The sequence below is a fragment of the Streptomyces sp. NPDC004788 genome (assembly GCF_053601115.1).
On record NZ_JBSGBF010000101.1, the window covers coordinates 1 to 22699 of the forward strand.

Genomic DNA, 22699 nt, shown 5'->3' on the forward strand with positions numbered 1-22699 from the left:
GCGCCCCGGACAGGGGGGGGGCGCGGCGCGGGCTTCGGAGACCCGGCGGCGGCAAGGGCCGTGAGACCGCCGCCGGGGGTTTCTCAGGAGGCGTGCGCTAGCAGGCGCCGAGGTCCTGCCAGACGCCCCAGTCACCGGTCGTGCCCGGCTCCTCGTTCTGCGTCCACCACTTGGCCTTCCAGTTGTGGCCCTTGTGGGACACGGTCTGACCCGCGGTGTAGATCTGGCCGGCCACGTACGCCGGGGCGGTGCAGGTGCCACCCGTCGGCGTGGGCGTCGGGGTCGGCGACGTGGTGGTGGGGGTCGGCGTGGGCGTGGTGGTGGTCGGCGTCGGCGTCGGGGTCGCGGTCGAGCCGCCCGGCTCCACCACCGTCGTGCCGCGGGCCAGGTCGGCGGCGAGCGCGTACGCCGTGCCGTTGATCGTCACCGTCCAGTTCGACGGCGTCGAGACCGGCAGGTAGTAGTTGAAGGCCACGTCGACGGTGGCGCCCGGGGCGAGCGACTGCCAGGCCGGGAGCTTCAGGGAGACCCGGTGGAAGTCGCCCTTCAGGCCGCCCACGTTGCTGCCCGTGTGGTCGCTGCTGATCACCTTCGTACCGAAGCCGGACTGGTCGGAGGCGTTGTTCGGGGCCGAGGTGGCGTAGTCGAACTGGAACTCCGTGCCGCCCGGCAGCGTCGTCTGCGTGTTGTTGGTGATCCGCAGCTTCGGCGTGATCGGGTAGTTGGAGTCGCCCAGCTTGAAGTCGGTGAACTCCACGCCGACGTTCACGGCCTGCGTGGGCAGCGCCCTGTTCGACTTCTTCGCGCCGTACGGGGTGGCCGCCTTGAACTTGTCGTACATCAGCGAGGTGAGCGTGGAGCCCATCTCGTACTGGCCCTTGGCCGCGTTCCAGCCGTAGTCGCCGGCCAGCTCCCAGACCATCGTGCCGCCGATGCCGCGGTCGACCACGTAGTCGGCCTTGGCGCCCACCGACTGCTCGTCCTCGGTGGACAGGAAGACCTTCTTCTCGGCGTTCCACAGCCACGGGGCGACCAGCGTCGGGTCGTACTTGCGGGCGTAGGTGCCGGTCAGCCTGGTGTCGGCGGGGAAGCCGTACTTGGTGACGTAGTCGCCGACGATCCCCTTCTCCAGGTTCTTGGCGTGCCACATCGGGTTGGAACCGGCGGGCGACTCCTGCCCGTTGGTGTCCTTGTCGTGCCACAGGTTGTCGATGCCGGAGGCGCCGTCACCGCACTTGGTCAGGCCGGAGCCGGCCGGGCAGGTGGTCGCGGCGGCCTTGCCCCACAGACCGTCGGTGCCGCCCTGCACGTTCTTGTGGCCGCGGGTGTAGTAGGGCAGCCCGATGTTGATCCGGCCGGCCGGCATCGAGCCGCGGAAGTAGTGGTACGCCCAGTCGGTGTTCAGGTAGCCGATGGAGCCGTACTGCGAGGAGCCGTAGACGTTCGCGGCGGCGAGCTCGGCGTCCTTGCCGTCGTCGAAGAGCGAGGCGTTCGGGCCGACGTACTCGTTCCAGGCGCCGTGCAGGTCGTAGGACATGATGTTGACGTAGTCCAGGTACCTCTGCATCTGGAAGGTCTCCATGCCGCGCAGCAGATAGCCGGAGGAGGGCGCGGCGACGGTCAGCAGGTAGTGCCTGCCGTCGGCGGCGCCGGCCCGGTCGAGCTTCTCGCGCAGCGACTTCATCAGCGCCGCGTAGCCCTGCACGAGGCCCGCGCGGCGCGCGTTGGCGAGCTGCCAGTCGAGCGGGTTGCCGGCGTCCTTCATGGTCGTCGGGTACTCGTAGTCGATGTCGACGCCGTTGAAGCCGTACTTCCGGACGAAGTCGACGGCCGAGTTCGCGAACGTGTCGATCCCGGCCTGGTTGACCGACCCGTCGGCGTTGGTGGCCATCGCGTAGAAGCCGCCGGAGTTCACCCGGTTGCCGCTGTCGTCGAAGTAGCCGCCGGTCTCCGCCCAGCCGCCGACCGAGATCAGCGTCTTCACGTTCGGATGGCTCTTCTTGAACTTGTTCAGCAGGTTGAAGTGGCCCTTGTAGGGGTACGCGGGGTCCATCTCGGCGCCCGCGACACCGGGCCAGGTCATCCCGGTGGCCGCGTTGTCCGGGCCGTCCGCGCCCACGGACAGCTTGTTGTCGCTGCCGACGTGACCGAAGGCGTAGTTGATGTGGGTGACCTTGTCCCACGGGATGTCGGAGGCCAGATAGGCGGGCTCGCCGTTCTTGCCGGTGCGCCAGCCGGTGAAGTAGCCGATGACCCGGCGCTGGTGGTCCGCGCCCATCTTCTCGCGGCCCTCGGTGTCGTAGACCGAGCAGTACGGGACGTCGACGCCGGGGGTCTTGTACAGCCCGTCGGGGCGACAGCTCTCGTTGTCGGCGGCGTACGAGACGCCGCCGGAGAGCGAGCCGAACAGGAGTCCGGCGACGGCCGCGCCGGACGCCAGCAGCGTCGCTCTCTTCTTCGTGGGGGACAGCACGATCGGTTCCTCCAAGGGAGGTCGGTCAGAACACAACGAACAGGGGGGTGGGTCGTGTTGGGCCCGTGGAGTGCGCACACCGGCGGGCCGTACCTCGGAGGTGACACGGAGATTAAGAGGACTAGACCAGTGCGTCAATAGGTCTGGACCAAAGGCGTATTCCGTGGGAGGGTGAGCCGGGCTGTGAGTCAGCCCACAGGGCCTCACCCGTATGGCCGGTCTTCGTCCGTGGCACACTGGCCCTGTATCAGCAGCAGCGCACTCCGGGGTCGGTGTAATTCCGAACCGGCGGTATAGTCCGCGACCCGTCCGCAGCCAGCGGCCGGTTGACCAGGTGAGATTCCTGGACCGACGGTGAAAGTCCGGATGGGAGGCAGTGCGCGGCGGGCGACCCCTTCACAGGGGTGAGCCGGCCGTACGTCCGCTGGTCGCCGTACCGGTTTCCGGTCCCGGCGCACCAGGAGGACCCTCGGCTTCGGCACACCCCGCGCGAGGCCGTCGTACCCGCTCTCTGTCGTCACCGACAGGCCCCGGAGTCCGTGCCCGAAGAGGCAGGAGGACCCGGTGGCCACGCCAGCCGACATCACCGCCATGCGACGCGCGATCGCGCTCGCCGCCCGCGGACTCGGCTCCACCAGCCCCAACCCCGTCGTCGGCTGCGTCATCACCGACGCCTCCGGCCACCAGGTCGGCGAAGGCTGGCACCAGCGCGCCGGCGGCCCGCACGCCGAGGTCCACGCCCTGCGCGAGGCCGGCGTCCTGGCCCGCGGCGGCACCGCGTACGTCACCCTCGAACCCTGCAACCACACCGGCCGCACCGGCCCCTGCTCCCAGGCCCTGATCGAGGCCGGGATCGCCCGCGTCGTCTACGCGGTCGGCGACCCGAACCCGCAGGCCACGGGCGGTGCCGACACGCTGCGCGAGGCCGGCGTCGAGGTCGAGCAGGGCCTCCTGCGGGACGAGGCCGAGGCCGGCAACACCGCCTGGCTCACCTCCGTACGCGAGGGCCGCCCCTTCGTCCGCTGGAAGTACGCCGCCACCCTCGACGGCCGGATCGCCGCCGCCGACGGCACCTCCCGCTGGATCAGCTCCGCCGAGTCCCGCGCCGACGTCCACCGGCTGCGCGCCGAGGCCGACGCCGTCCTCGTCGGCGGCGGGACGCTGCGCACGGACGACCCGCACCTCGCCGTCCGCGGCATCGAGGGCGTCACCCAGCCGCTGCGGATCGCCCTCGACACCCGCGCCGAGCTGCCGCCCACCGCCCGGATCCTCGACGACGCCGCGCCCACCCTGCTCGTGGTCGGCGAGGACGCCGACACCCGGCACCTGCCCGGCGTCGAGCTGCTCCGGCTGCCCCTGCGCGACGGCCGCGTCGGCGTGCACGAGCTGCTCACCGCGCTGTACGCCCGCGGCATCCGCTCCGTCCTCCTCGAAGGCGGCCCCACCCTCGCGGGCTCCTTCGTCGCCGCGGGCGCCGTCGACCAGGTCGTCGGCTATCTCGCCCCGGTGCTGCTCGGCGCGGGCCCCGCCGCCCTCGCCGACGCCGGAATCACCACCATCGCGCGTGCGTTGCGCCTCGACGTCATCGACACCGCGCGCATTGGATCCGATATCCGCATCACCGCCGTTCCCGGCGCCGTCCCCAGCGCCGGCCCCACCGCCCCTGCCGTCCTGACCCCCAAGGGAGCCTGACCGTGTTCACCGGAATCGTCGAAGAGCTGGGCGAGGTCGTCGCCGTCGAGCAGCTGCAGGACGCCTCCCGCTTCCGCCTGCGCGGCCCCGTGGTCACCGAAGGGGCCCAGCACGGCGACTCGATCGCCGTCAACGGCGTCTGCCTCACGGTCGTGGAGTTCGGCGACGGCGAGTTCACCGCCGACGTGATGGCCGAGACCCTCAAGCGCTCCTCGCTGGGCGCCCTGGAGGTCGGCTTCCGCGTCAACCTGGAGCGGCCCATGGCCGTCGGCGGACGCCTCGGCGGCCACATCGTCCAGGGCCACGTGGACGGCACCGGCACCATCCTGGAGCGCGAGCCCTCCGAGCACTGGGAGATCGTCAAGGTCGGCCTGCCCGCGCAGCTCGCCCGCTACGTCGTCGAGAAGGGCTCCATCACCGTCGACGGTGTCAGCCTCACCGTCGTCGAGGTCGGCGACGACTGGTTCACCATCAGCCTCATCCCCACCACCCTCGCCCTGACCACGCTCGGCATCAAGCAGCCCGGCGCCCCGGTCAACCTCGAGGTGGACGTCATCGCCAAGTACGTCGAGCGGCTGCTCGGCCCGAACGGCCAGTCGCACGCACAGTCGAACGGACAGGGGAACGTCAAGTGAACTGGCTCAACTCCGAGGCGTTCGCCGTCTTCGGCCAGCACATCATGTGGTCCGACATGATCGGCAACACGATCGGCCTGATCGCCCTGGCCCTCGGCTGGCGCCGCTCCATCCTCACCTGGCCCGCCCAGCTGCTCTCCGGCCTGATCCTCGTCGGCGCCTACGCCTCCGCCCACCTGGCCGGCGGCGTCGGCAAGCAGCTCCTCGTCATCGGCGTCGCCGCCTGGGGCTGGTGGCAGTGGAACCGCGGCAGGCAGCAGGCGCAGGACGGCTCCATCGCCGTCCGCTTCGCCACCTGGAAGGAGCGCGGAGTGCTCCTGGGCGGCGCGGCCCTCGGCACCCTCGCCGTCGGCGGCCTGTTCACCCTCTACCCGCAGCTCTCCTGGAGCCCGTGGGCCGACGCCTACATCTTCGTCGGCACCCTCGTCGCGATGGTCGCCCAGGCCCGCGGCCTGGTCGAGTTCTGGTTCGCCTGGCTCCTCGTCGACCTGGTCGGCGTCCCGCTCGCCTTCAGCAGCGGCCTCGCCTTCTCCGGCCTCGTCTACGTCATCTACTTCGCCCTCGTCATCTGGGGCATGCGCGACTGGTGGCTCCGGTCCCGCGCTGTTCCCGCCACTCTGGAAGGAGCCCACGCATGACCAGTGCGCTGCCTCTCTGGGACGCCACCGACCTCACCCTCGACCCCGTCGAACAGGCCATCGCGGACATCGCCGCAGGCCGCCCCGTCGTCGTCGTGGACGACGAGGACCGCGAGAACGAGGGCGACCTCGTCATCGCCGCCGAGAAGGCCACCCCCGAGGTCGTCGCCTTCATGATGAGCGAGTGCCGCGGCCTGATCTGCGCCCCCATGGAGGGCGACGAGCTCGACCGCCTCCGGCTGCCGCAGATGGTCGACGACAACACCGAGTCGATGAAGACCGCCTTCACCGTCTCCGTCGACGCGACCGCCGCCCACGGCGTGACCACCGGCATCTCCGCGTCCGACCGCGCCACCACCCTGCGGCTGCTCGCGAGCGGAGTGCACGAGCCCGGCGACTTCGTCCGCCCCGGCCACATCTTCCCGCTGCGCGCCAAGGACGGCGGCGTGCTCGCCCGCAACGGGCACACCGAGGCCGCCGTCGACCTCGCCCGGCTCGCCGGTCTCCGCCCGGCCGGCGCGATCGTCGAGATCGCCGGCGAGGACGGCGCGATGCTGCGGCTGCCCGAGCTGATCCCGTTCGCCCGCAAGCACGGCCTGACGATCATCTCCATCGAGGACCTGATCGCCTACCGCCGCTCCGCCGAGCCGACCGTCCGCCGCGAGGCCGAGGTCCACCTGCCCACCGCGCACGGCGAGTTCACCGCGTACGGCTACCGCTCCACCGTCGACGGCGTCGAGCACGTCGCCCTCGTCCACGGCGAGATCGGCGACGGCCGGGACGTGCTGGTCCGGGTCCACTCCGAGTGCCTCACCGGCGACGTCTTCCACTCGCTGCGCTGCGACTGCGGCCCCCAGCTCCAGGCGTCCATGGACCGGATCACCGAGGCCGGCCGCGGCGTCGTGGTCTATCTGCGCGGCCACGAGGGACGCGGCATCGGCCTGCTGTCCAAGCTCCGCGCGTACGAGCTCCAGGAGCGCGGCCGCGACACCCTCGACGCCAACCTGGAACTCGGCCTGCCCGCCGACGCCCGCGACTACGCGGCCGGCGCGCAGATCCTCGCCGACCTCGGCGTCCGCACCCTGCGCCTGATGACCAACAACCCCGACAAGGTCGACGCGCTCACCCGCCACGGCCTCACCGTCGAGGGCCGCGAGCCCATGCCCGTCCAGGCCGGCGAGCACAACCTCACCTACCTGCGCACCAAGCGGGACCGGATGGGCCACGACCTGCCCTGGCTGGACGGCACGCAGCCGTCCACCTGCGGAAACCAGTAAGTCAGCACGTACCGAGATCGACCAAGGAGAACCATGAGCGGCAAGGGCGCACCCGTCCTCAGCGTGAAGAACTGCGGCGACCTGCGGGTGGCGGTCATCGCCGCCCAGTGGCACGAGAAGATCATGGACGGCCTCGTCGACGGCGCCCTGCGGGCGCTGAGCGAGCTCGGCATCGAGGAGCCCACCCTGCTGCGCGTCCCCGGCAGCTTCGAGCTCCCCGTCGTGGCCAAGGTGCTCGCCGGGCGCGGCTACGATGCCATCGTGGCCCTCGGCGTCGTCATCCGCGGCGGGACGCCGCACTTCGAGTACGTGTGCCAGGGCGTCACCCACGGCCTCACCCAGGTCTCGATCGACACCGGCGTACCCGTCGGATTCGGCGTCCTGACCGTGGACAACGAGGAGCAGGCCCTGGACCGGGCCGGCCTGGAGGGCTCCAGCGAGGACAAGGGCCACGAGGCCGTCACCGCCGCCGTCGCCACCGCGACCACGCTGCGCACGGTCAGCGAACCCTGGCGCTGAGTGCAAGCCTCGCACCCCGTACTCTTAGGACATCATGGCGAACAAAACCTTCGAAGAGCTCTTCGCCGAGCTCAAGCTCAAGGCCGAGACCGGCGACCCGGCGACCTCCCGTACCGCGGAACTGGTCGGCAAGGGCGTCCATGCCATCGGCAAGAAGGTCGTCGAGGAGGCCGCCGAGGTCTGGATGGCCGCCGAGTACGAGGGCAAGGAAGCCGCCGCCGAGGAGATCTCGCAGCTGCTGTACCACGTCCAGGTGATGATGGTCGCCCGCGGGATCTCGCTCGACGACGTCTACGCCCACCTCTGAGCACCCAGCACCCGACACCCCGAAACTCCTGAGGCAAAGGAAGCCCACCCCATGCTGCGCATCGCCGTCCCCAACAAGGGTTCTCTCTCCGGACCTGCGATGGAGATGCTCCATGAGGCGGGCTACCGGCAGCGCAAGGAGTCCAAGGAGCTCGTCACCGTCGACCCGGACAACGAGGTGGAGTTCTTCTACCTCCGTCCCAAGGACATCGCGATCTACGTGGCCTCCGGCCGGCTCGACATCGGCATCACCGGCCGCGACCTGCTCCTGGACTCCGGCGCCAACGCCGAGGAGATCCTGCCGCTGAACTTCGGCCGCTCCACCTTCCGCTACGCCACCCGCCCCGGCACCGCGAAGGGCCCCGAGGACTTCCACGGCATGACGATCGCCACCTCCTACGAGGGCATCGTCGCCAAGCACCTCGCCGAGCAGGGCGTCGACGCCTCCGTCGTGCACCTCGACGGCGCCGTCGAGACCGCGATCCAGCTGGGCGTCGCCCAGATCATCGCGGACGTCGTCGAGACCGGCACCAGCCTGCGCAACGCCGGCCTGGAGGTCATCGGCGAGCCGATCCTCACTTCCGAGGCCGTCGTCGTCCGCCGCACCGGCGCCACGGCCGACGACCCCAAGGTGCAGCAGTTCCTGCGCCGCCTCCAGGGCGTCCTCGTCGCCCGCTCGTACGTGATGATGGACTACGACTGCCGCGCCGAGCACCTGGAGCAGGCCGTCGCCCTCACCCCGGGCCTGGAGTCGCCCACCGTCTCGCCGCTGCACAACGAGGGCTGGGTCGCCGTGCGCGCCATGGTCCCCGCCAAGGAGGCGCAGAAGGTCATGGACGACCTGTACGAGCTGGGCGCGCGCGCCATCCTCACCACGGCCATCCACGCCTGCCGCCTCTGAGCCAGCCCGCCGCCGCTCAGCCGGCCGTTCGCCGCTCAGCCGGCCGCTCGCCGCCGAGCCGGCCGGCGGCTGCTGAGCCGGCCCGGCGCCGCCGGGCCCGCCCGCCGACCCGCCTGCCGCACCTCCGCGAGGAACACCCGATGTCCGACGCCACGCCGCCCGCCCTCCCGGTCACCTTCCGGCCGGCCCGCACCCGGGTCGTCCTGCTGACCCTCGGCGTGGCGATGTTCGTCGTCATCTCGGCCGTCGGGCTGATCCTGGAGAAGCTCGGACCGGGGGAGCGGGCCAGCTTCGTCTTCACCGCCGCGCTCTTCCTGGGCGTCCTGGTGCTGCTCGCCCGGCCCAAGGTCGTCGCCGACGACGAGGGTGTGACGGTCGTCAACATCACCCGGACGCGCCGGCTCGCATGGGCCCAGATCCTGCGGGTCAACCTGCGCCACGGCGACCCCTGGGTCTTCCTCGACCTGAGCGACGGCACCAGCCTGCCCGTCCTCGGCATCCAGCCGGGCATCGCCAAGGAGAAGGCCATCAGCGACGCGCGCGCCCTGCGCGCGCTCGCCGAGAGCCATGGCAGCGGCACGGAAGCGGCCTGAACGGGCGGGCGACCCTGATCCGTCCCCCATACGGGGCCGACCCCCTGCCCGACGCGGCACGGGCGTGATTACTCTTGAGGCGGTGGTGCCGAGCGGCACCACCGCCTCGCATGTGCAGGGCCGCCCGCCGGCGGCCCGCGAGGCCGCCCAACGACTCCGAGGAGTGACTCCCTCCGGCAATGGACGGATCGTCCGGTAGTACCTGCGCCGCCCCCTCCCTGGAGGCGGCGGCATGATCGTCTCTCTGTCGCTGCTCGCCGCAGCCTTCCTTCTGATCCTCGCCAACGGCTTCTTCGTGGCCGCCGAGTTCGGCCTCGTCACCGTGGAACGCGCCGAGGCCGAGCGCGCCGCCGCCGAAGGCGACCGCCGCGCCCGCGGCGTCGTGACGGCGCTGCGCGAGCTGTCCTTCCAGCTCTCGGGCACCCAGCTCGGCATCACCATCACCTCGCTCGTCACCGGCATGCTCGCCGAGCCCGCGCTCGCCGGCCTGCTCGACGGGCCGCTCGCCGCGACCGGGCTGCCCGAAGGGGCCGTGTCCGGCATCTCGGTGCTGGTCGGCATGCTGCTCGCGTCCGCCGTGCAGATGGTGGTCGGCGAACTCGTGCCCAAGAACTGGGCGGTCTCCCGGCCGCTCCAGGTGGCCCGCTTCGTCGCCGGCCCGCAGCACGTCTTCTCCGCGCTGTTCCGCCCGGTGATCTCCGTACTGAACACCGTCGCCAACCGGCTCGTCCGGCTCTTCGGCGTCGAACCGGCCGACGAGCTCGACTCGGTGCGCACCCCGGGGGAGCTGGTCTCCCTCGCCCGCCACTCGGCCCAGGCGGGCGCCCTCGAACAGGACACCGCCGACCTCTTCGTACGGACCCTGTCGCTCGGCGGGCTCACCGCCGAGCAGGTCATGACCCCGCGGGTGAAGATGAGCGCCCTGCAGTCGGACGCCACCGCGGCCGACGTCCTCAACCTCACCCGGGCCACCGGCCTGTCCCGCTTCCCGGTCTACCGCGAGCGGATCGACGAGATCGTCGGCATGGTCCACCTCAAGGACGCCCTCGCCGTCGTCCCGCACGAGCGGCACCGCACCCCGGTCGGCCGGATCGCCGTCCCGCCGCTGCTCGTCCCCGAGTCGCTGCCCGCCCAGGCCCTCCTGGAGCGGCTGCGCCGCGAGCAGCCGATCGCGGTCGTCGTCGACGAGTACGGCGGCACCGCCGGCGTCGTCACCCTGGAGGACATCGTCGAGGAGCTCGTCGGCGAGGTCCGCGACGAGCACGACACCGCCGCCGACGAACGGCCCGAACTCGCCCCCGTGTCCTCCGAGGACGGCAAGGAGGTCTGGGAGGCCGACGGCTCCTGCCGGGTGCACACCCTGCACCGGATAGGACTCGACGTGCCCGACGGCCCGTACGAGACGGTCGCCGGGCTCGTCGCCGACCTGCTCGGGCGCATCCCCGCCCCGGGCGACCGGGCCGAACTCCCGGGCTGGCGGCTCTCGGTGCGCCAGGTCGACCGCTACCGCGCCGAACGGGTGCGGATCATGCGCACCGCCCCGGTGCCCGTCGCCGTGGAGGCCGCCCGATGAGTCTGCTCCCGCTGTTCCTCGCCGTCCTCCTCGTGCTCGCCAACGGCTTCTTCGTCGGCGCCGAGTTCGCGCTCGTCTCCGTGCGCCGCAGCCAGATCGAGCAGCGAAGCGGCAAGCGGGCCCGCCAGGTCCTGTACGGCCTGGAGAACCTGCCGCAGATGATGGCCGCCGCCCAGTTCGGCATCACCGTCGCCTCGCTCACCCTCGGCGCCGTCGCCGAGCCGACCGTGGCCGCGCTGCTCGAACCCGTCTTCCACGCCGTGCACGTGCCGGCGGGCCTGATCCATCCCCTCGGGTACGTGTTCGCGCTCGCCATGGTGGTCTTCCTCCACCTGGTGATCGGCGAGATGGTCCCGAAGAACCTGGCCATGGCCGACCCCGAGCGCACCGCGCTCCTCCTCGGCCCCGGCCTGGTCGGCTTCGCCCGGCTCTGCCGGCCCGTCACCACGGCCCTCGGCGCCTGCGCCCGGCTGGTGCTGCGGGCCTTCAAGGTGGAACCCAAGGACGAGGTCGAGGCCGTCTTCACCAGCGCCCAGCTCGGACGCCTCGTCGAGGACGCCGGCCAGGCCGGACTCCTCGACCCGGCCGAGCAGGAGCGCCTGGAGGACGCCCTGGAACTGGGCACCCGCCCCGTCACGGACGTCCTCATCCCCTCCGCCTCGCTGGTCACGGTCTCCCCGTCCGTCACCCCGCGCGAGATCGAGGAGCTCACCGTCCGGACCGGCTACTCCCGCTTCCCGGTCTGCCGCAAGGGCCGCGGCTCCTTCATGGGCTTCGTGCACGTGAAGGACGTCCTCGACCTGGAGGACCGCGAGCGCGCGGTGCCCCAGCACGTCTGGCGCCCCATGGCCACGCTGCGGTCCGAGCTGCCGCTCGACGACGCCCTCACCGTGATGCGCCGCGCCGCCACCCACCTGGCCCAGGTCGCGGACGCCTCCGGCCGGGTGCTCGGCCTGGTCGCCCTGGAGGACGTCCTGGAGATGCTGGTGGGCGAGGTCCGCGACCCGGCCCACCGGCTCGCCCCGGCTCCCCGTCCGGAACGTCCGGCGGAGGCGCTGGCGGGCTGAGCGGGCGGGGCGCGCTTGGATCCAATATCCGAGCACCGGGATCCAATATCCCGGAGCTCGGATCCTGGATATCGGATCCGCGATCCTGGATCCACGATCTCGGATTCACGATCCTGGGTCTCGGTTCCGCGATCTCGGATTCACGATCCGGGATCCCGGATCCACGGTCTCGGATCTCGGATCCACGATCCCGGATCAGATCCCCGGCGGTTCCTGCGGGCCGCGGTCCATCGGGCCGCGGCCGGACAGGACCTCGCCGTACGCCTGCATCAGGTCCGGCAGGCGCAGCGTCGCGAGGTCGTCGCGGGTCGGGGTGGTCGCGTAGCCGGACAGGCGCAGATCCCGGTACGCGCAGGACTTCTCGTACAGGGTGCGCAGGAATCGCCCGTTGCCGAGCTCATCGATCCAGCCCTGCTCGACGACGTGCCCGCTGATCGAGCCCAGCTCCTCCAGGGCCTCCTCGTCCCAGCAGTCGCCGTTCGCGGCGGCGAGCACCTTGCCGATCTCGGTGAGTTCGAGCGGGCGGTACGAGGGGAAGTCGACCCGGGTCGTGAAGCGGGAGGAGAGCCCGGGGTTGGCGGCGAGCAGCCGGTCCATGCCCTCCGGGTAGCCGGCCAGGATCACCACCAGGTGGTCGCGGTTGTCCTCGGCGCGCTTGAGGAGGACCTGGAGGGCCTCGTCGCCGTAGGCGTCGCCCTTGCTGTAGCCGGTGTTGGAGAGCGAGTACGCCTCGTCGACGAAGAGCACGCCGCCGACGGCCGAGTCGATCAGCTCGTTCGCCTTGACCGCCGTCTGACCGAGGAACTCGCCGACCAGGTCGGCGCGCTGGGCCTCCACGAGATGGTCGCCGCCGAGCAGCCCGAGGGCGTAGAACACCCGGCCGAGTATGCGGGCGACGGTGGTCTTGCCGGTGCCGGAGGGGCCCGAGAAGACAAAGTGACGTTTCGGCGGCTGGACGGGAAGGCCCTGTCCGGCGCGCAGCCGGGCCATCTCCAGCTGTGCCGACAGGGCCTTGACCTGCCTTTTCACCGGCTCCATGCCGACCATCCGCTCCAGCTCGGCGAGCGCCTCGGCGAGCAGCGCCGGGTCGGTCGGGCTGGCGGGGAAGCGCGGCGGCACCGGTTGCGGCGGGATCGCCGCCTTCTGCCGGACGACGTCGGGCGGCTCCGGCGGCGCGGGCGGCGGCACGGCCTCGGGCTTCAGCAGCAGCCCGTCGCCGACCGGCGACTCCGGCACGAACCGGTCGCCGTCCACCATGTCCTGGCCGAGCCCGCCGTACACCGCGGTGGTGAGGCCCGCCGGGTCGTCCGGGCCCTCGAAGCCGTCGTACTCGGCGATCGCCGCGAGCCGCGCCGCCGTGTCCATGAACGCCGGGTCGATCCGGTGCACCGCCCGGTAGAGGGGCAGCGCGGCGGCGCTCCGGCCGGTGCCCTCGTGGGCCCGGGCCAGCCAGTAGCGCAGCTCCTTGCGCTGCGGCTGTTCGCTGCGGCAGCGCATCAGCGCCGCGGCGAGCAACGGCTCGGCCTGCCCGTACATCTCCAGGCGCACCCGCGCCATGCCGCCGAAGAGCCCCGCCTCGATGCCGAGCAGCGGGTCGTCGACGAGCGGTTCGGTGTGCCGGACCAGCTGGTCCCAGTCCTTGACCAGATAGGCGCGGCAGGCGTGCAGGAAGCGCACCTGCGGGTCGGTGTCGACCGGCGGGAGCCCGGCGAGGGCCCGGTCCAGCTCGGCCACGTGGCGGCCGTCGAGCCAGTGGGAGGCGTGCGCGAGCAGCAGATCACGCGGGCTCTCCAGGACCGGCTGCACCCACCAGCCCAGCCAGTACCAGGAGTTGAGCGTCCTCCGGTGCCGGGACCGCTGTTCGCCGAAGCGCTCGCGGTTGCGGTACATGCGCAGCAGCGCGGTCGTGGTGTCGACCCGCAGCGCGTGCAGGCCGAGCCAGCCGTCGGCCATGCCGGGGTCGATGCGCACCGCCGTACGGAACTCCTCCTCGGCCTGCGGATAGGCGCCCATCGTGTAGGCGTCGACTCCGCGCAGCCAGGCGAGTTCGGCGGGGGCGTGTGCGCCCTGTGTGCCGAAGTCCATCGGGTCCCCCACAACCGTCTACACGTGGACGGGAATTGACCGCACCGAGGGGCATCGTACCTGCGCAGGGGGTGCGTGATGAGGGTGAAGAAGCCGATCTCCCGTGATCGACGCGATCCGTCGGCAGTTCACGGGCGGTGACCCACGGTGAGCGTGGGGGCGGAACGAAGCCCCCGATCACGGGGGAACAACCGGGGGCTTCGCGTCCGCGGCGGCTCCGAAGGGCCGCACATTGAGAACGTAAGACCTGTACGCCCCTTGGGTCAAGCGGAGTTGAGCCACTTGCGGAAGCGGAGTGCGGGCCACTCAGTTTGCGGCCGGGGAGTCGTCACGTTGAGTGATGATCTGGTTCGGGCTTGCCGCCACAGCAGGTCCTGGCAGCCACTCGTAACCCTCTCCGCGCTCCCGCACCAGGGTCTCGGCGAACGGCCGTGAGGGGTCCCCGGCGAAATGGCGAGACTCCGCCACCGTCCAGCCGTCCCAGAAGTCGGAGAGCCCGGGCCCGTCGCGGCGCCGGCCGCGCGCCCAGGAGTCCTCGGGGCCGCGCTCCATCCACAGCAGCCGCGCCAGATGCGGCCGCAGCGCCCGCCGCCCGGCCCCCACGCCCTCCATGAGCACCACGGGTGCGGCCGCCAGCGGCCGGGGCGCGCCGAAGCGGCGCAGGACCCAGTCGTACGGGTGGTAGAGCGCCGTCTCGCCCCGGGAGAGCGGTGCGATCACCTCATCCAGGAGCCGGCCGGTCCATTCGAAGAGCTCCTCGTGCGTGGCGAGGTCGTCGAGATGGAGGACGGGGGCGTCGCCCAGGGCGGCCGCGAGCCGGCCGGCGAGCGTCGACTTGCCGGACCCCGCGTGCCCGTCGACCGCGACGAGCCGCACCGGGCCGCAGGAGGGCGGCAGCCGGCGCAGGGCGGCGGCCACGCGGTCGAGATCGTTCATGGCCCCAGGGTAGGGGAGCGGCCCGCCCGGGTCCGCCGCAGGTCAGCACGGCGGTGGCCGCCAGTGGTGAAGACCAATATTGCTCGCGCGGCACGTGTCGAATCGCTGGCAGAAGCCGTCCGCGTGCCGCGATTATGGGCGCGCAGCCCGTCCGTCCGCCACCACCGACTGGAGGGTCACCGCCCATGCCTCCTGCCACCCCGCGCAGAACCGTCCTCGCCGCCGCCCTCGCCGCGGCGGCCGCCACCGCCACCACGGCCCCGGCCGCCTCCGCCGCGGACCCCTCGGTCGCCGACCCCTCGGCCGCGGAGACCTGCGCCGACCGCGAGACGTGCACCGACGAGCCCACGGGCCACGCCCCGGCGCCCGGACTCGTCGACAACCGCTTCTGGTCCACGTACACCGACTGGCGCTGCGGCACCCCGGCCGGCACCAGGGCCGTCGCCGGCCACCGCCCCGGCCTCGTCATCGACACCCCGGCCGGCCGCACCGACTACACCGACCCGCACACCGGCCGGACCGGCACCTGGGAGTACGCCCGCTGGACCTCGCCCGTCCATACCTCCACCGTGCCCGCCACCGAGGTCGTCGCCTCCTGGAACGCCCACACCCCGCCCGGCACCTGGCTCCAGGTCGAACTGCGCGGCACGTACGGCGACGGCACCGACACCCCCTGGTTCGTGATGGGCCGCTGGGCCGCGGGCGACGCCGACATCCGCCGTACCTCCGTCGACGACCAGAGCGACGGCAGGGCGACCGTCTGGACCGACACCTTCTCGATCGACGACCCGGCGAGCGGCCTCCGGCTCGTCTCGTACCGCCTCCGCCTCACCCTCCACCGCACGCCCGGCACCACCCTCACGCCCACGGTCTGGCGCATCGGCGCCATGGCCTCGGACATCCCCGACCGCTTCACCGTGCCCGCCTCCGAGCCCGGCCCCGGCCACGAGCTGGTCGTGCCGCGCTACTCGCAGAACATCCACGTCGGGCAGTACCCCGAGTACGACAACGGCGGCGAGGCGTGGTGCAGCCCCACCTCCTCCCAGATGATCGTCGAGTACTGGGGCCGCCGCCCCGCCGCCGAGGACCTGGCCTGGGTGAACCCGTCGTACGCCGACCCCCAGGTCTGCCACGCGGCCCGCTCCACCTACGACTACCAGTACGCGGGCTGCGGCAACTGGCCCTTCAACGCCGCCTATGCCGCCACCTACCCCGACATGAACGCCGTCGTGACCCGGCTCCGCTCGCTCACCGACCTGGAGACCCTGATCCGGGCCGGCATCCCGGCCATCACCTCCCAGTCCTTCCGCAAGGACGAACTCACCGGCGCCGGCTACGGCACCTCGGGCCACCTCATGACCGTCATCGGCTTCACCGCCGACGGCGACGTGATCGCCAACGACCCCGCCTCACCCGGCGACGAGGCCGTCCGCCGGATCTACAAGCGGCGCGAATGGGAGAACATCTGGCTCCGCACCAAGCGCTACAACGCGAGCGGGAAGGTGGCCTCGGGCACCGGAGGCGTCTGCTACCTGTATTTCCCCGACCGCCCGACTCCCGTACAGCGCAAGGCGCTTGAGGCGGTAGGGGTGTTGTGAACAGGTGCGCGGCGGCCGCTTGATCGGGGGAAACCCCGCGAACCGCGTGCGCGCCGTGATCATGGGATGCCACAGTCGGGTCATGCGTAGTGACGAGGCCGGCGTGCAGGGATCCGTCACCGACCTGGCTCGGGAGCGGTGGGGCGTCACGCTGGGCGGAGATTTCCCGGCGCGGTTCGCGGAGCCGGGGTGGAGCCTTGAGGAGACCGTCGACCGCCGCTGCCCGGCCTGCGCCGGCGAACTGCACGCGCTGCGCAGACCGTACGAGTCCCAGGGCCGCACCTACCAGTACACGGCGCTCGTCTGCCCCGCCTGCCCGACGGCCTTCACCCTCGCGGATCTCGGCGTGAAGCGGTACGACCAGCTGACCGACGCCCTGCCCCGTCAGGCCGGGAAGGCCACCGGCACCGGGGCCTCCCGTCCCGCGCGGGCCGTGACCGTGACCGTCCGCGTCCCGGCGCAGCCGCGCCCGGGGACGCGCGCGGGCCGTGGCCCGGCGTGGCCGGACGACCTGGCCGTGCCCGACGGGACCGAGCAGCGCGCGCTGTTGTGGTGCACGGTGGCCGATCCCGCGTGGCGCCCGGCCGACGCGGCGCTCGCGGCGGCCGAGGACGTGCGGGTGATCCTCCCGGACGGCCCGGAGTACGAGCCGCTGCGGACGTGGCTGAAGGAGCGGGACGTCCCGTACCGGGTCAGCCGCTACTGGGAGGAGGCCGGCCAGGTCGGCACGGTCGGCGACACCGGCGGCCGTACGGAGCTGGTCGTGGCCGGTCCGGGCGGCGCGGCGCCCGCCGCCGGGCCCTGGGCGACGGCGGCCAGGGACGCCTTCGCCGCCCAGTGGGACGCGCTGGAGGAGCTGCCGGACGGCGACGGTCACGGTGACGGCGACGGTCACGGTGCCAGCGACACGTACGTGCCCGTCGGCGAACTGGTGCCGCCCGACTGGGCCGGACTGCTGCCGCACCCGGCCTTCAACCCGGTGCAGGCCGCCGCCGTCCCGGTGGTGCTCGAAGGCACCGGGCATCTGGTCGTGGTGGCGCCGACGGGCGCCGGAAAGACCCCGATCGGAATGGTCGCGGCCCTTGAGGCGCACGCCCGCGGACGCAAGGCGGCCTGGCTGGTGCCGCAGCGCTCGCTCACCGACGAACTCGACCGCGAGCTCGCGCTGTGGCGCCGCCGCGGCCTGCGGGTGGTGCGCCTGACCGGTGAGGCCGCGGTGGACACGGAGCTGATCCGGTCGGCCGACGTGTGGGTGGCCACCACCGAGAAGTTCGAGGCGATCTGCCGCGCGGGCTCGCTGCGGGACGCCCTCGCGGAGGTCGGCTGCCTGGTGGTCGACGAGATCCACCTGCTCGGCGACCCGACGCGCGGAGCCGTACTGGAGGCGCTGCTCGCCCGGGTACGCGAGGACAGCGCCGCCACCCGGATCGTCGGCCTGTCCGCGACGGTCGCCAACGCGGACGAGGTCGCCCAGTGGCTGGGCGCCCGCCTGGTCCGCACCGGCTGGCGGCCCACCCGGCTCACCTGGCAACTGCCCCTGCTGCCCCTGGTGGACGAGACGGACTGGGCCGCACGGGCCGCCGTCCGCACCGAGGCGACCGTACGCATCGCCCGGCAGGTCACCGAGGACGGCGGCAGCGTCCTCGTCTTCTGCGGCAGCAAGCGCCGGGTGCGGTCCACGGCGCTCGCGCTGGCCGCCGACCGCGGCGTGCCCGTCGTGGGCGTGGACGCCGACGACGCCGAGGCCGTGGAGCGGCTGTGCACCAAGGCCGGCGTACGGCTGCACTACCGCGACTGGCCGTACAAGCGCGAGGCCGAGCAGGCCTTCCGCGCCCGCGAGGCGGACGTCCTGGTCGCCACCTCCACCGTCGCGGCCGGCGTCAACCTGCCCGCCCGCGCGGTGATCGTCGCCGACACCACCATCGGCCTGGACCGCGTCGAGGTGTCCATGGTCCAGCAGATGTTCGGCCGGGCCGGCCGCATCGGCGCCGGAGAGCGCGAGGGCTGGGCCTTCCTGCTCACCGACCCGGCCGAACGGGCCCACTGGCAGGCGCGGCTGGCCGCCGGATACACCGTGCGGTCGCGGCTCGACGACCACCTGGCCGACCATCTCCTCGCCGAGGCCGTGCAGGAGCGCCTGTCGACGCTCGACGAGGCCGAGCGCTGGTGGGCCGGGACGTTCGCCGCGCACCAGGGCCACGACAGCGTCGAACCGCTGCACGAGGCGGCGCAGTTCCTGGCCTCCGTGGGCTGTCTGCGGCCCGCCGACGACGGCGACCGCCTGGAGCCCAGCCCGCTGGGCCGGCTGACCAGCCGCTTCATGGTCGACGCCACGCTCGCCGACGACCTGGCGACGGCGTTGCGGGAAGCGCCCGTCCCCGAGGACCCGCGCGCCGCCGAGCAGTTGCTCGCGGCCCTGCTCAGCACCCGCCTGCCCGTACTCGAACAGGCGCCGTTCACCGAGCGGGCCAAGGCCGCCCTGCGCCGCGTCCTGCGGGACACCGAGCAGGCGGATGCGTCGGACGGCGAGCCGGGCGATCCCTGGGGCCTCGGCCCGGCGGAGGAACCGGTGGCCGGGGCGGCTCCGGCCGACGACGAGCAGCGGCCACAGGCCGGAGACCTGTCACGAGCGGTCCTGCTCCTCGTCGCGACCCGTCCGCGCCTCTTCCGCGGCCGCCCCGGCTACGTGCTCGGCATCCCCATGGACTCCATGATCGGCATCCTGGAGGAGGCCCGGCGCTATCTCGCCTGGCTCGGTGCGCAGGGCCCGCTCGGCACCGTCCACCCCTGGGTGGCGGTCGTCGCCGGCGACCTCGCGCTGCGCATCCGCTGGCGCACCCTCGGGGTGCGCCGAGGAGCCGGACGCCTGCTCTGGATGTGCGAGCGCATGGCCACGGCGCCGCTCGCGCCCGAACTCGTCCCTCGGCTGTGGAGCGCCGCCCGGGCCCGCGGCATCGACGCGCCCGACTGGAACGGCACGACCCCGCCCGGCGACTGCGCCCTGCCCCCGGACCGCTACCGCGCCCTCCTCGCGGAGCGCGCCACCGGCACGCGCCTCACCCTGACGGACGACGCGGTCCACGTAGGGGCCCCGCCCGGAGCCGTGATCCGCCTGTGGAACGGCGCGACGACCACCCGGCACGTCGCCGACGGAGACGAGACCACGCTGCTCCTGCCGCCCGCGGACCCGGCCGACCCGTCGGCGGGCCGCCGAGGCGCGGCCGTCTTCACCCGCGGCGACCGGCTGGCGGCAGGGTGGCTCGGCGCATACGCGGCGATGCGTGCCTGAGCGGACGGCGGTGCCTGGCCCGGACGACCGAGGTCGCGGGACCGGGCGGCCGTGCCTGACCCGGGCGGCCGAGGGCCGAGACCGGACCGGGGGGGGCGAGGGCGGGGCCGGCGCCCGGGCCCGTACCGTCTCAGCCGCCCGCCGAACGGGCATACTCCACCCGCCACCGCGCCCGCCGCCCCCTCGCGCGCCTTGTCCCGAGGCAGCATCGGCGCAGTGTCGAAGCCCGGGCGGGCCCGTGAGGGCGGGGACTCGGGCCCAGAGAGGGAGGAGTGCGCCGCCATGCCCGACCGCGCCGACCGCGCCGATCACGCCCCGCAGCCCGTGGAGCGCCGGCTGCCCACCGAGGAGGCCAGGGAGCTGTTCGCCCTGGTACGGGAGATCGCCGCGCGCGAGATCCTGCCGCGCGCGGCCGAGGAGGAGGCCGCCGGACACTTCCCTCGCGAGCTGCTCTCGCTGCTGTCGGCCTCCGGCCTGCTCGGCCTCCCGTACGACTCCGCGTACGGCGGCGGCGACCAGCCGTACGCCGTCTACCTCCAGGTCCTGGAGGAACTGGCCGCCGCCCGGCTCACCGTGGCGCTCGGGGTGAGCGTGCACAGCCTGTCCTGCCACGCGCTCGCCGCGTTCGGCACCGACGAGCAGCGGGCCGCGCACCTCCCGGCGATGCTGGGGGGCGGACTGCTCGGCGCGTACTGCCTGTCCGAGCCGTCCTCCGGTTCGGACGCGGCCGCGCTGCGCACCCGCGCGGTCCGGGACGCCGGGGGAGACTGGGTGCTCGACGGCACGAAGGCATGGATCACGCACGGCGGTGTCGCGGACTTCTACACCGTGATGGCGCGCACGGGCGGCGCGGGCCCGAGGGGGATCACCGCCTTCCTGGTGCCGGGGGACGCGCCCGGCCTGAGCGCGGCCGCGCCGGAGCGGAAGATGGGCATGAAGGGCTCGCCGACGGCGCAGGTGCATCTGGACGGCGTCCGCGTGCCGGACGCGCGGCGGATCGGGGCGGAGGGTCAGGGCTTCGCGATCGCGCTGGCCGCCCTGGACTCGGGGCGGCTCGGGATCGCGGCGTGCGCGGTGGGCGTCGCGCGGGCCGCGCTGGACGCGGCCGTGGCGTACGCACGGGAGCGGCGCCAGTTCGGCCGGCCGATCGCGGACTTCCAGGGCCTGCGCTTCCTGCTCGCGGACATGGCGACGCAGATCGAGGCCGGGCGGGCGCTGTATCTGGAGGCCGCGCGGCTGCGGGACGAGGGCCGGCCGTTCGGGAAGCAGGCGGCCATGGCGAAGCTGTTCTGTTCGGACGCGGCGATGCGGGTCACGACGGACGCGGTGCAGGTGCTCGGCGGCTACGGCTACACCGCGGACTTCCCCGTCGAACGGTTTCTGCGGGAGGCGAAGGTGCTCCAGATCGTCGAGGGCACCAATCAGATCCAGCGGGTCGTCATCGCGCGTCACCTGGCCGGACCAGAATCCCGCTGACCCGCACGGTCCGGTCGGCCCAGACGGGTCCGGCCGCGAGCCGGCTCCACTCCTGGTCGCGCCGGCCGGGCAGGGTCCGGCCGTGGCTGGCCCACAGCTGGAGCACCGCCGAGTAGATGGGCGGGTCGGACGGGTGCGGCGCGGGCGGGGGCGGAGGAGCGGGCGCCGCCTGCGCGGGTACCGGCACGGGTGTGGGTACGGGCGCGGGTGCGGGTGCCCGCACGGGTGTGGGTACGGGTGCGGGTGTGGGCCCCGGCGTCGGCGCGGCTGCGGACGCCGTCTGCTGAACCGATTCTTCAAAGCGCGGCTCGGACTGTCGGTGCCGGCCGTATCCGCTGGGTGTCGTATACAGCGTGGTCATGACGTGACCAACGGTCCGGCCGGACTGCCGGTCACCGCCGGACGTGGTCGAGCGGCAGTTCGACGCGTCCCCGGACCTTCCCGCCGTGCACGACTCTGGCCCTCGGCAGGATATCTGACATACCGTCAGATCCGCTTCGACGCCGAGGAGGTAACACGTGTCAGACGACCGGCCCGTCCCGCTCGACGAATACCCCGTGCACCAGGCACCGCTCTCCATGAAGCACCACGTCAGCGGCGACCGGAACGCCTACGACCGGTGCATCTTCCACGTCTTCGACCACCAGGGCCGCGCCCTGCTCATCGCCGGCCTCGGCGTCTACCCCAACGCCGGCGTCGTCGACGCCTACGCGACCCTGCGCACCGGCGACCGGCTGCACGCCGTCCGCGCCTCCGACGCCCTCGGCGACGACCGGATGAACCTGGCCGTCGGCCCGCTCCGCATCACCGTCGACGAACCGCTGCGCCGGCTCGGCCTGCACTGCGACCCGGACCCGGACGACCCCGACGGGCTCTCCTTCGACCTCGCCTGGACCGGCGACTTCCCCGCCGTCTGGGAGCCCCACCACACCCAGCGCCGCGGCGACCGCCTCACCCTGGAGGGGCGCCGCTTCGTGCAGGCCGGTCACTGTGCGGGCGTGATCCGGGCGGGCGGCGAGGAGTTCACCGTCACGGCGGGGGAGTGGACCGGCACCCGCGACCGCAGCTGGGGCGTCCGGCCGCTGCCCGGCGAAGAACCGGGCCGTGCCGAGGAGTTCCGCCCCGAGGGCTTCCACTGGCTCTGGATCCCGATGCGCTTCGAGGACCGCTTCGTCATGGTCATCGTCCAGGAGGACGCGGACGGCTACCGCACGCTGAACGAGGCGCTGCTGGTACGGGACGGCAAGCGTGACGCCCAACTCGGCTGGCCCCGCACCGACATCACGTACCGCCCCGGCACCCGCGACCCGGAACGCGCCGTCGTCCACCTCGCCGACCCGGCCGGCAAACCCCTGGAGATCGGCGTCGAGATCCTCGCGTCCTCCCCGCTCGCCGTCGGAGCCGGCTACCCGCCCGCGCCCGACTGGCAGCACGGCAGCTGGCAGGGCCGCGACTGGACCGACCGCCGGGTGTACGACCTCTCCGACCCGTCCGCCCACCCCCTGGCCGCGTTCGGCGTCACCGACCACGCCGCCCGCTTCACCCTCGACGGCCGCGTCGGCCACGGCATCTTCGAGCACGGCTCCTTCGGCCGCCACGACCCGAGCGGCTTCGCCGATCACACCTCCACGGCCTCGTAAG

General features: G+C 73.0%; 17 protein-coding genes and 1 riboswitch. Of the genes, 14 read left to right on the top strand and 3 right to left on the bottom strand.

Annotation, left to right across the window (positions count from 1 at the left end; all coding sequences use genetic code 11):
* Positions 1–97: 97 nt before the first annotated feature.
* Positions 98–2473: a chitinase C-terminal domain-containing protein gene (locus ACWEJX_RS31375; RefSeq protein WP_451610811.1), complete on the bottom strand. Its 2376-nt coding sequence runs from the start codon at positions 2471–2473 to the stop codon at positions 98–100.
* Between the two features lie 254 nt (positions 2474–2727).
* A riboswitch (FMN riboswitch) is annotated at positions 2728–2857 on the top strand.
* Positions 2858–3037: 180 nt separating this feature from the next.
* Between ACWEJX_RS31375 and ribD the strand changes: the two genes are divergently transcribed.
* The 10 genes from ribD to ACWEJX_RS31425 all read left to right on the top strand — a co-directional run bounded on the left by ribD (position 3038) and on the right by ACWEJX_RS31425 (position 11674).
* Positions 3038–4165 (top strand): bifunctional diaminohydroxyphosphoribosylaminopyrimidine deaminase/5-amino-6-(5-phosphoribosylamino)uracil reductase RibD, encoded by a 1128-nt coding sequence (ribD, locus tag ACWEJX_RS31380; protein WP_451610812.1) that lies wholly within the window; start codon positions 3038–3040, stop codon positions 4163–4165.
* A gap of 2 nt (positions 4166–4167) precedes the next feature.
* Complete coding sequence (locus ACWEJX_RS31385; protein WP_451610813.1) at positions 4168–4800, top strand: riboflavin synthase; 633 nt, start codon at positions 4168–4170, stop codon at positions 4798–4800.
* A gap of 44 nt (positions 4801–4844) precedes the next feature.
* A complete protein-coding gene (locus tag ACWEJX_RS31390; protein WP_451610830.1) occupies positions 4845–5438 on the top strand; it encodes a nicotinamide mononucleotide transporter family protein in 594 nt (197 codons plus the stop codon).
* The gene (locus ACWEJX_RS31395) at positions 5435–6715 is read left to right on the top strand and encodes a bifunctional 3,4-dihydroxy-2-butanone-4-phosphate synthase/GTP cyclohydrolase II (protein WP_451610814.1); all 1281 of its coding nucleotides are present in this window, start codon (positions 5435–5437) and stop codon (positions 6713–6715) included. Before ACWEJX_RS31390 ends, ACWEJX_RS31395 begins: the two co-directional genes overlap by 4 nt.
* A 33-nt stretch (positions 6716–6748) precedes the next feature.
* On the top strand, positions 6749–7234 hold the full coding sequence (ribH, locus tag ACWEJX_RS31400) for a 6,7-dimethyl-8-ribityllumazine synthase (RefSeq protein ID WP_046907436.1): 486 nt from the start codon (positions 6749–6751) through the stop codon (positions 7232–7234).
* 34 nt (positions 7235–7268) lie between these two features.
* Positions 7269–7541, top strand: a complete 273-nt coding sequence (locus ACWEJX_RS31405; protein ID WP_116162050.1) for a phosphoribosyl-ATP diphosphatase — start codon at positions 7269–7271, stop codon at positions 7539–7541.
* Positions 7542–7592: 51 nt separating this feature from the next.
* Positions 7593–8441 (top strand): ATP phosphoribosyltransferase, encoded by an 849-nt coding sequence (gene hisG, locus ACWEJX_RS31410; protein WP_451610815.1) that lies wholly within the window; start codon positions 7593–7595, stop codon positions 8439–8441.
* 140 nt (positions 8442–8581) lie between these two features.
* Positions 8582–9034 carry a PH domain-containing protein gene (locus ACWEJX_RS31415; protein ID WP_451610816.1) on the top strand — a complete coding sequence of 151 codons (453 nt, stop codon included), beginning with the start codon at positions 8582–8584 and terminating at the stop codon, positions 9032–9034.
* A 232-nt stretch (positions 9035–9266) separates the two neighbouring features.
* Positions 9267–10607, top strand: a complete 1341-nt coding sequence (locus ACWEJX_RS31420) for a hemolysin family protein (RefSeq protein ID WP_451610817.1) — start codon at positions 9267–9269, stop codon at positions 10605–10607.
* Entirely contained in the window at positions 10604–11674 is a 1071-nt protein-coding gene (locus tag ACWEJX_RS31425) for a hemolysin family protein (protein ID WP_451610818.1), read from the top strand. The genes ACWEJX_RS31420 and ACWEJX_RS31425 overlap by 4 nt, the downstream gene beginning before the upstream one ends.
* A gap of 195 nt (positions 11675–11869) precedes the next feature.
* On the opposite strand, the gene ACWEJX_RS31430 is transcribed toward ACWEJX_RS31425, so the two are convergent.
* Positions 11870–13759: an AAA family ATPase gene (locus ACWEJX_RS31430; RefSeq protein WP_451610819.1), complete on the bottom strand. Its 1890-nt coding sequence runs from the start codon at positions 13757–13759 to the stop codon at positions 11870–11872.
* 306 nt (positions 13760–14065) lie between these two features.
* Positions 14066–14695: a uridine kinase family protein gene (locus ACWEJX_RS31435; protein WP_451610820.1), complete on the bottom strand. Its 630-nt coding sequence runs from the start codon at positions 14693–14695 to the stop codon at positions 14066–14068.
* A gap of 185 nt (positions 14696–14880) precedes the next feature.
* Between ACWEJX_RS31435 and ACWEJX_RS31440 the strand changes: the two genes are divergently transcribed.
* The 4 genes from ACWEJX_RS31440 (at position 14881) to ACWEJX_RS31455 (ending at position 22698) form a co-directional block, all read left to right on the top strand.
* Positions 14881–16293, top strand: coding sequence for a peptidase C39 family protein (locus ACWEJX_RS31440; protein WP_451610821.1), 1413 nt, complete (start codon positions 14881–14883; stop codon positions 16291–16293).
* Between the two features lie 82 nt (positions 16294–16375).
* The gene (locus ACWEJX_RS31445; protein WP_451610822.1) at positions 16376–19582 is read left to right on the top strand and encodes a DEAD/DEAH box helicase; all 3207 of its coding nucleotides are present in this window, start codon (positions 16376–16378) and stop codon (positions 19580–19582) included.
* Positions 19583–19864: 282 nt separating this feature from the next.
* Positions 19865–21058 (top strand): acyl-CoA dehydrogenase family protein, encoded by a 1194-nt coding sequence (locus ACWEJX_RS31450; protein ID WP_451610823.1) that lies wholly within the window; start codon positions 19865–19867, stop codon positions 21056–21058.
* Positions 21059–21576: 518 nt separating this feature from the next.
* Positions 21577–22698: a hypothetical protein gene (locus ACWEJX_RS31455; protein ID WP_451610824.1), complete on the top strand. Its 1122-nt coding sequence runs from the start codon at positions 21577–21579 to the stop codon at positions 22696–22698.
* Position 22699 lies beyond the last annotated feature (1 nt).

Excerpts from the sequence above, each read along its gene's own strand:
- ACWEJX_RS31390 (WP_451610830.1), top strand. The coding sequence starts at position 4,845 with ATGTGGTCCGACATGATCGGCAACACGATCGGCCTGATCGCCCTGGCC.
- ACWEJX_RS31395 (WP_451610814.1), top strand. The coding sequence starts at position 5,435 with ATGACCAGTGCGCTGCCTCTCTGGGACGCCACCGACCTCACCCTCGAC.
- ribH (WP_046907436.1), top strand. The coding sequence starts at position 6,749 with ATGAGCGGCAAGGGCGCACCCGTCCTCAGCGTGAAGAACTGCGGCGAC.
- ACWEJX_RS31405 (WP_116162050.1), top strand. The coding sequence starts at position 7,269 with ATGGCGAACAAAACCTTCGAAGAGCTCTTCGCCGAGCTCAAGCTCAAG.
- hisG (WP_451610815.1), top strand. The coding sequence starts at position 7,593 with ATGCTGCGCATCGCCGTCCCCAACAAGGGTTCTCTCTCCGGACCTGCG.
- ACWEJX_RS31415 (WP_451610816.1), top strand. The coding sequence starts at position 8,582 with ATGTCCGACGCCACGCCGCCCGCCCTCCCGGTCACCTTCCGGCCGGCC.
- ACWEJX_RS31420 (WP_451610817.1), top strand. The coding sequence starts at position 9,267 with ATGATCGTCTCTCTGTCGCTGCTCGCCGCAGCCTTCCTTCTGATCCTC.
- ACWEJX_RS31425 (WP_451610818.1), top strand. The coding sequence starts at position 10,604 with ATGAGTCTGCTCCCGCTGTTCCTCGCCGTCCTCCTCGTGCTCGCCAAC.
- ACWEJX_RS31430 (WP_451610819.1), bottom strand. The coding sequence starts at position 13,759 with ATGGACTTCGGCACACAGGGCGCACACGCCCCCGCCGAACTCGCCTGG.
- ACWEJX_RS31435 (WP_451610820.1), bottom strand. The coding sequence starts at position 14,695 with ATGAACGATCTCGACCGCGTGGCCGCCGCCCTGCGCCGGCTGCCGCCC.
- ACWEJX_RS31440 (WP_451610821.1), top strand. The coding sequence starts at position 14,881 with ATGCCTCCTGCCACCCCGCGCAGAACCGTCCTCGCCGCCGCCCTCGCC.
- ACWEJX_RS31445 (WP_451610822.1), top strand. The coding sequence starts at position 16,376 with ATGCGTAGTGACGAGGCCGGCGTGCAGGGATCCGTCACCGACCTGGCT.
- ACWEJX_RS31450 (WP_451610823.1), top strand. The coding sequence starts at position 19,865 with ATGCCCGACCGCGCCGACCGCGCCGATCACGCCCCGCAGCCCGTGGAG.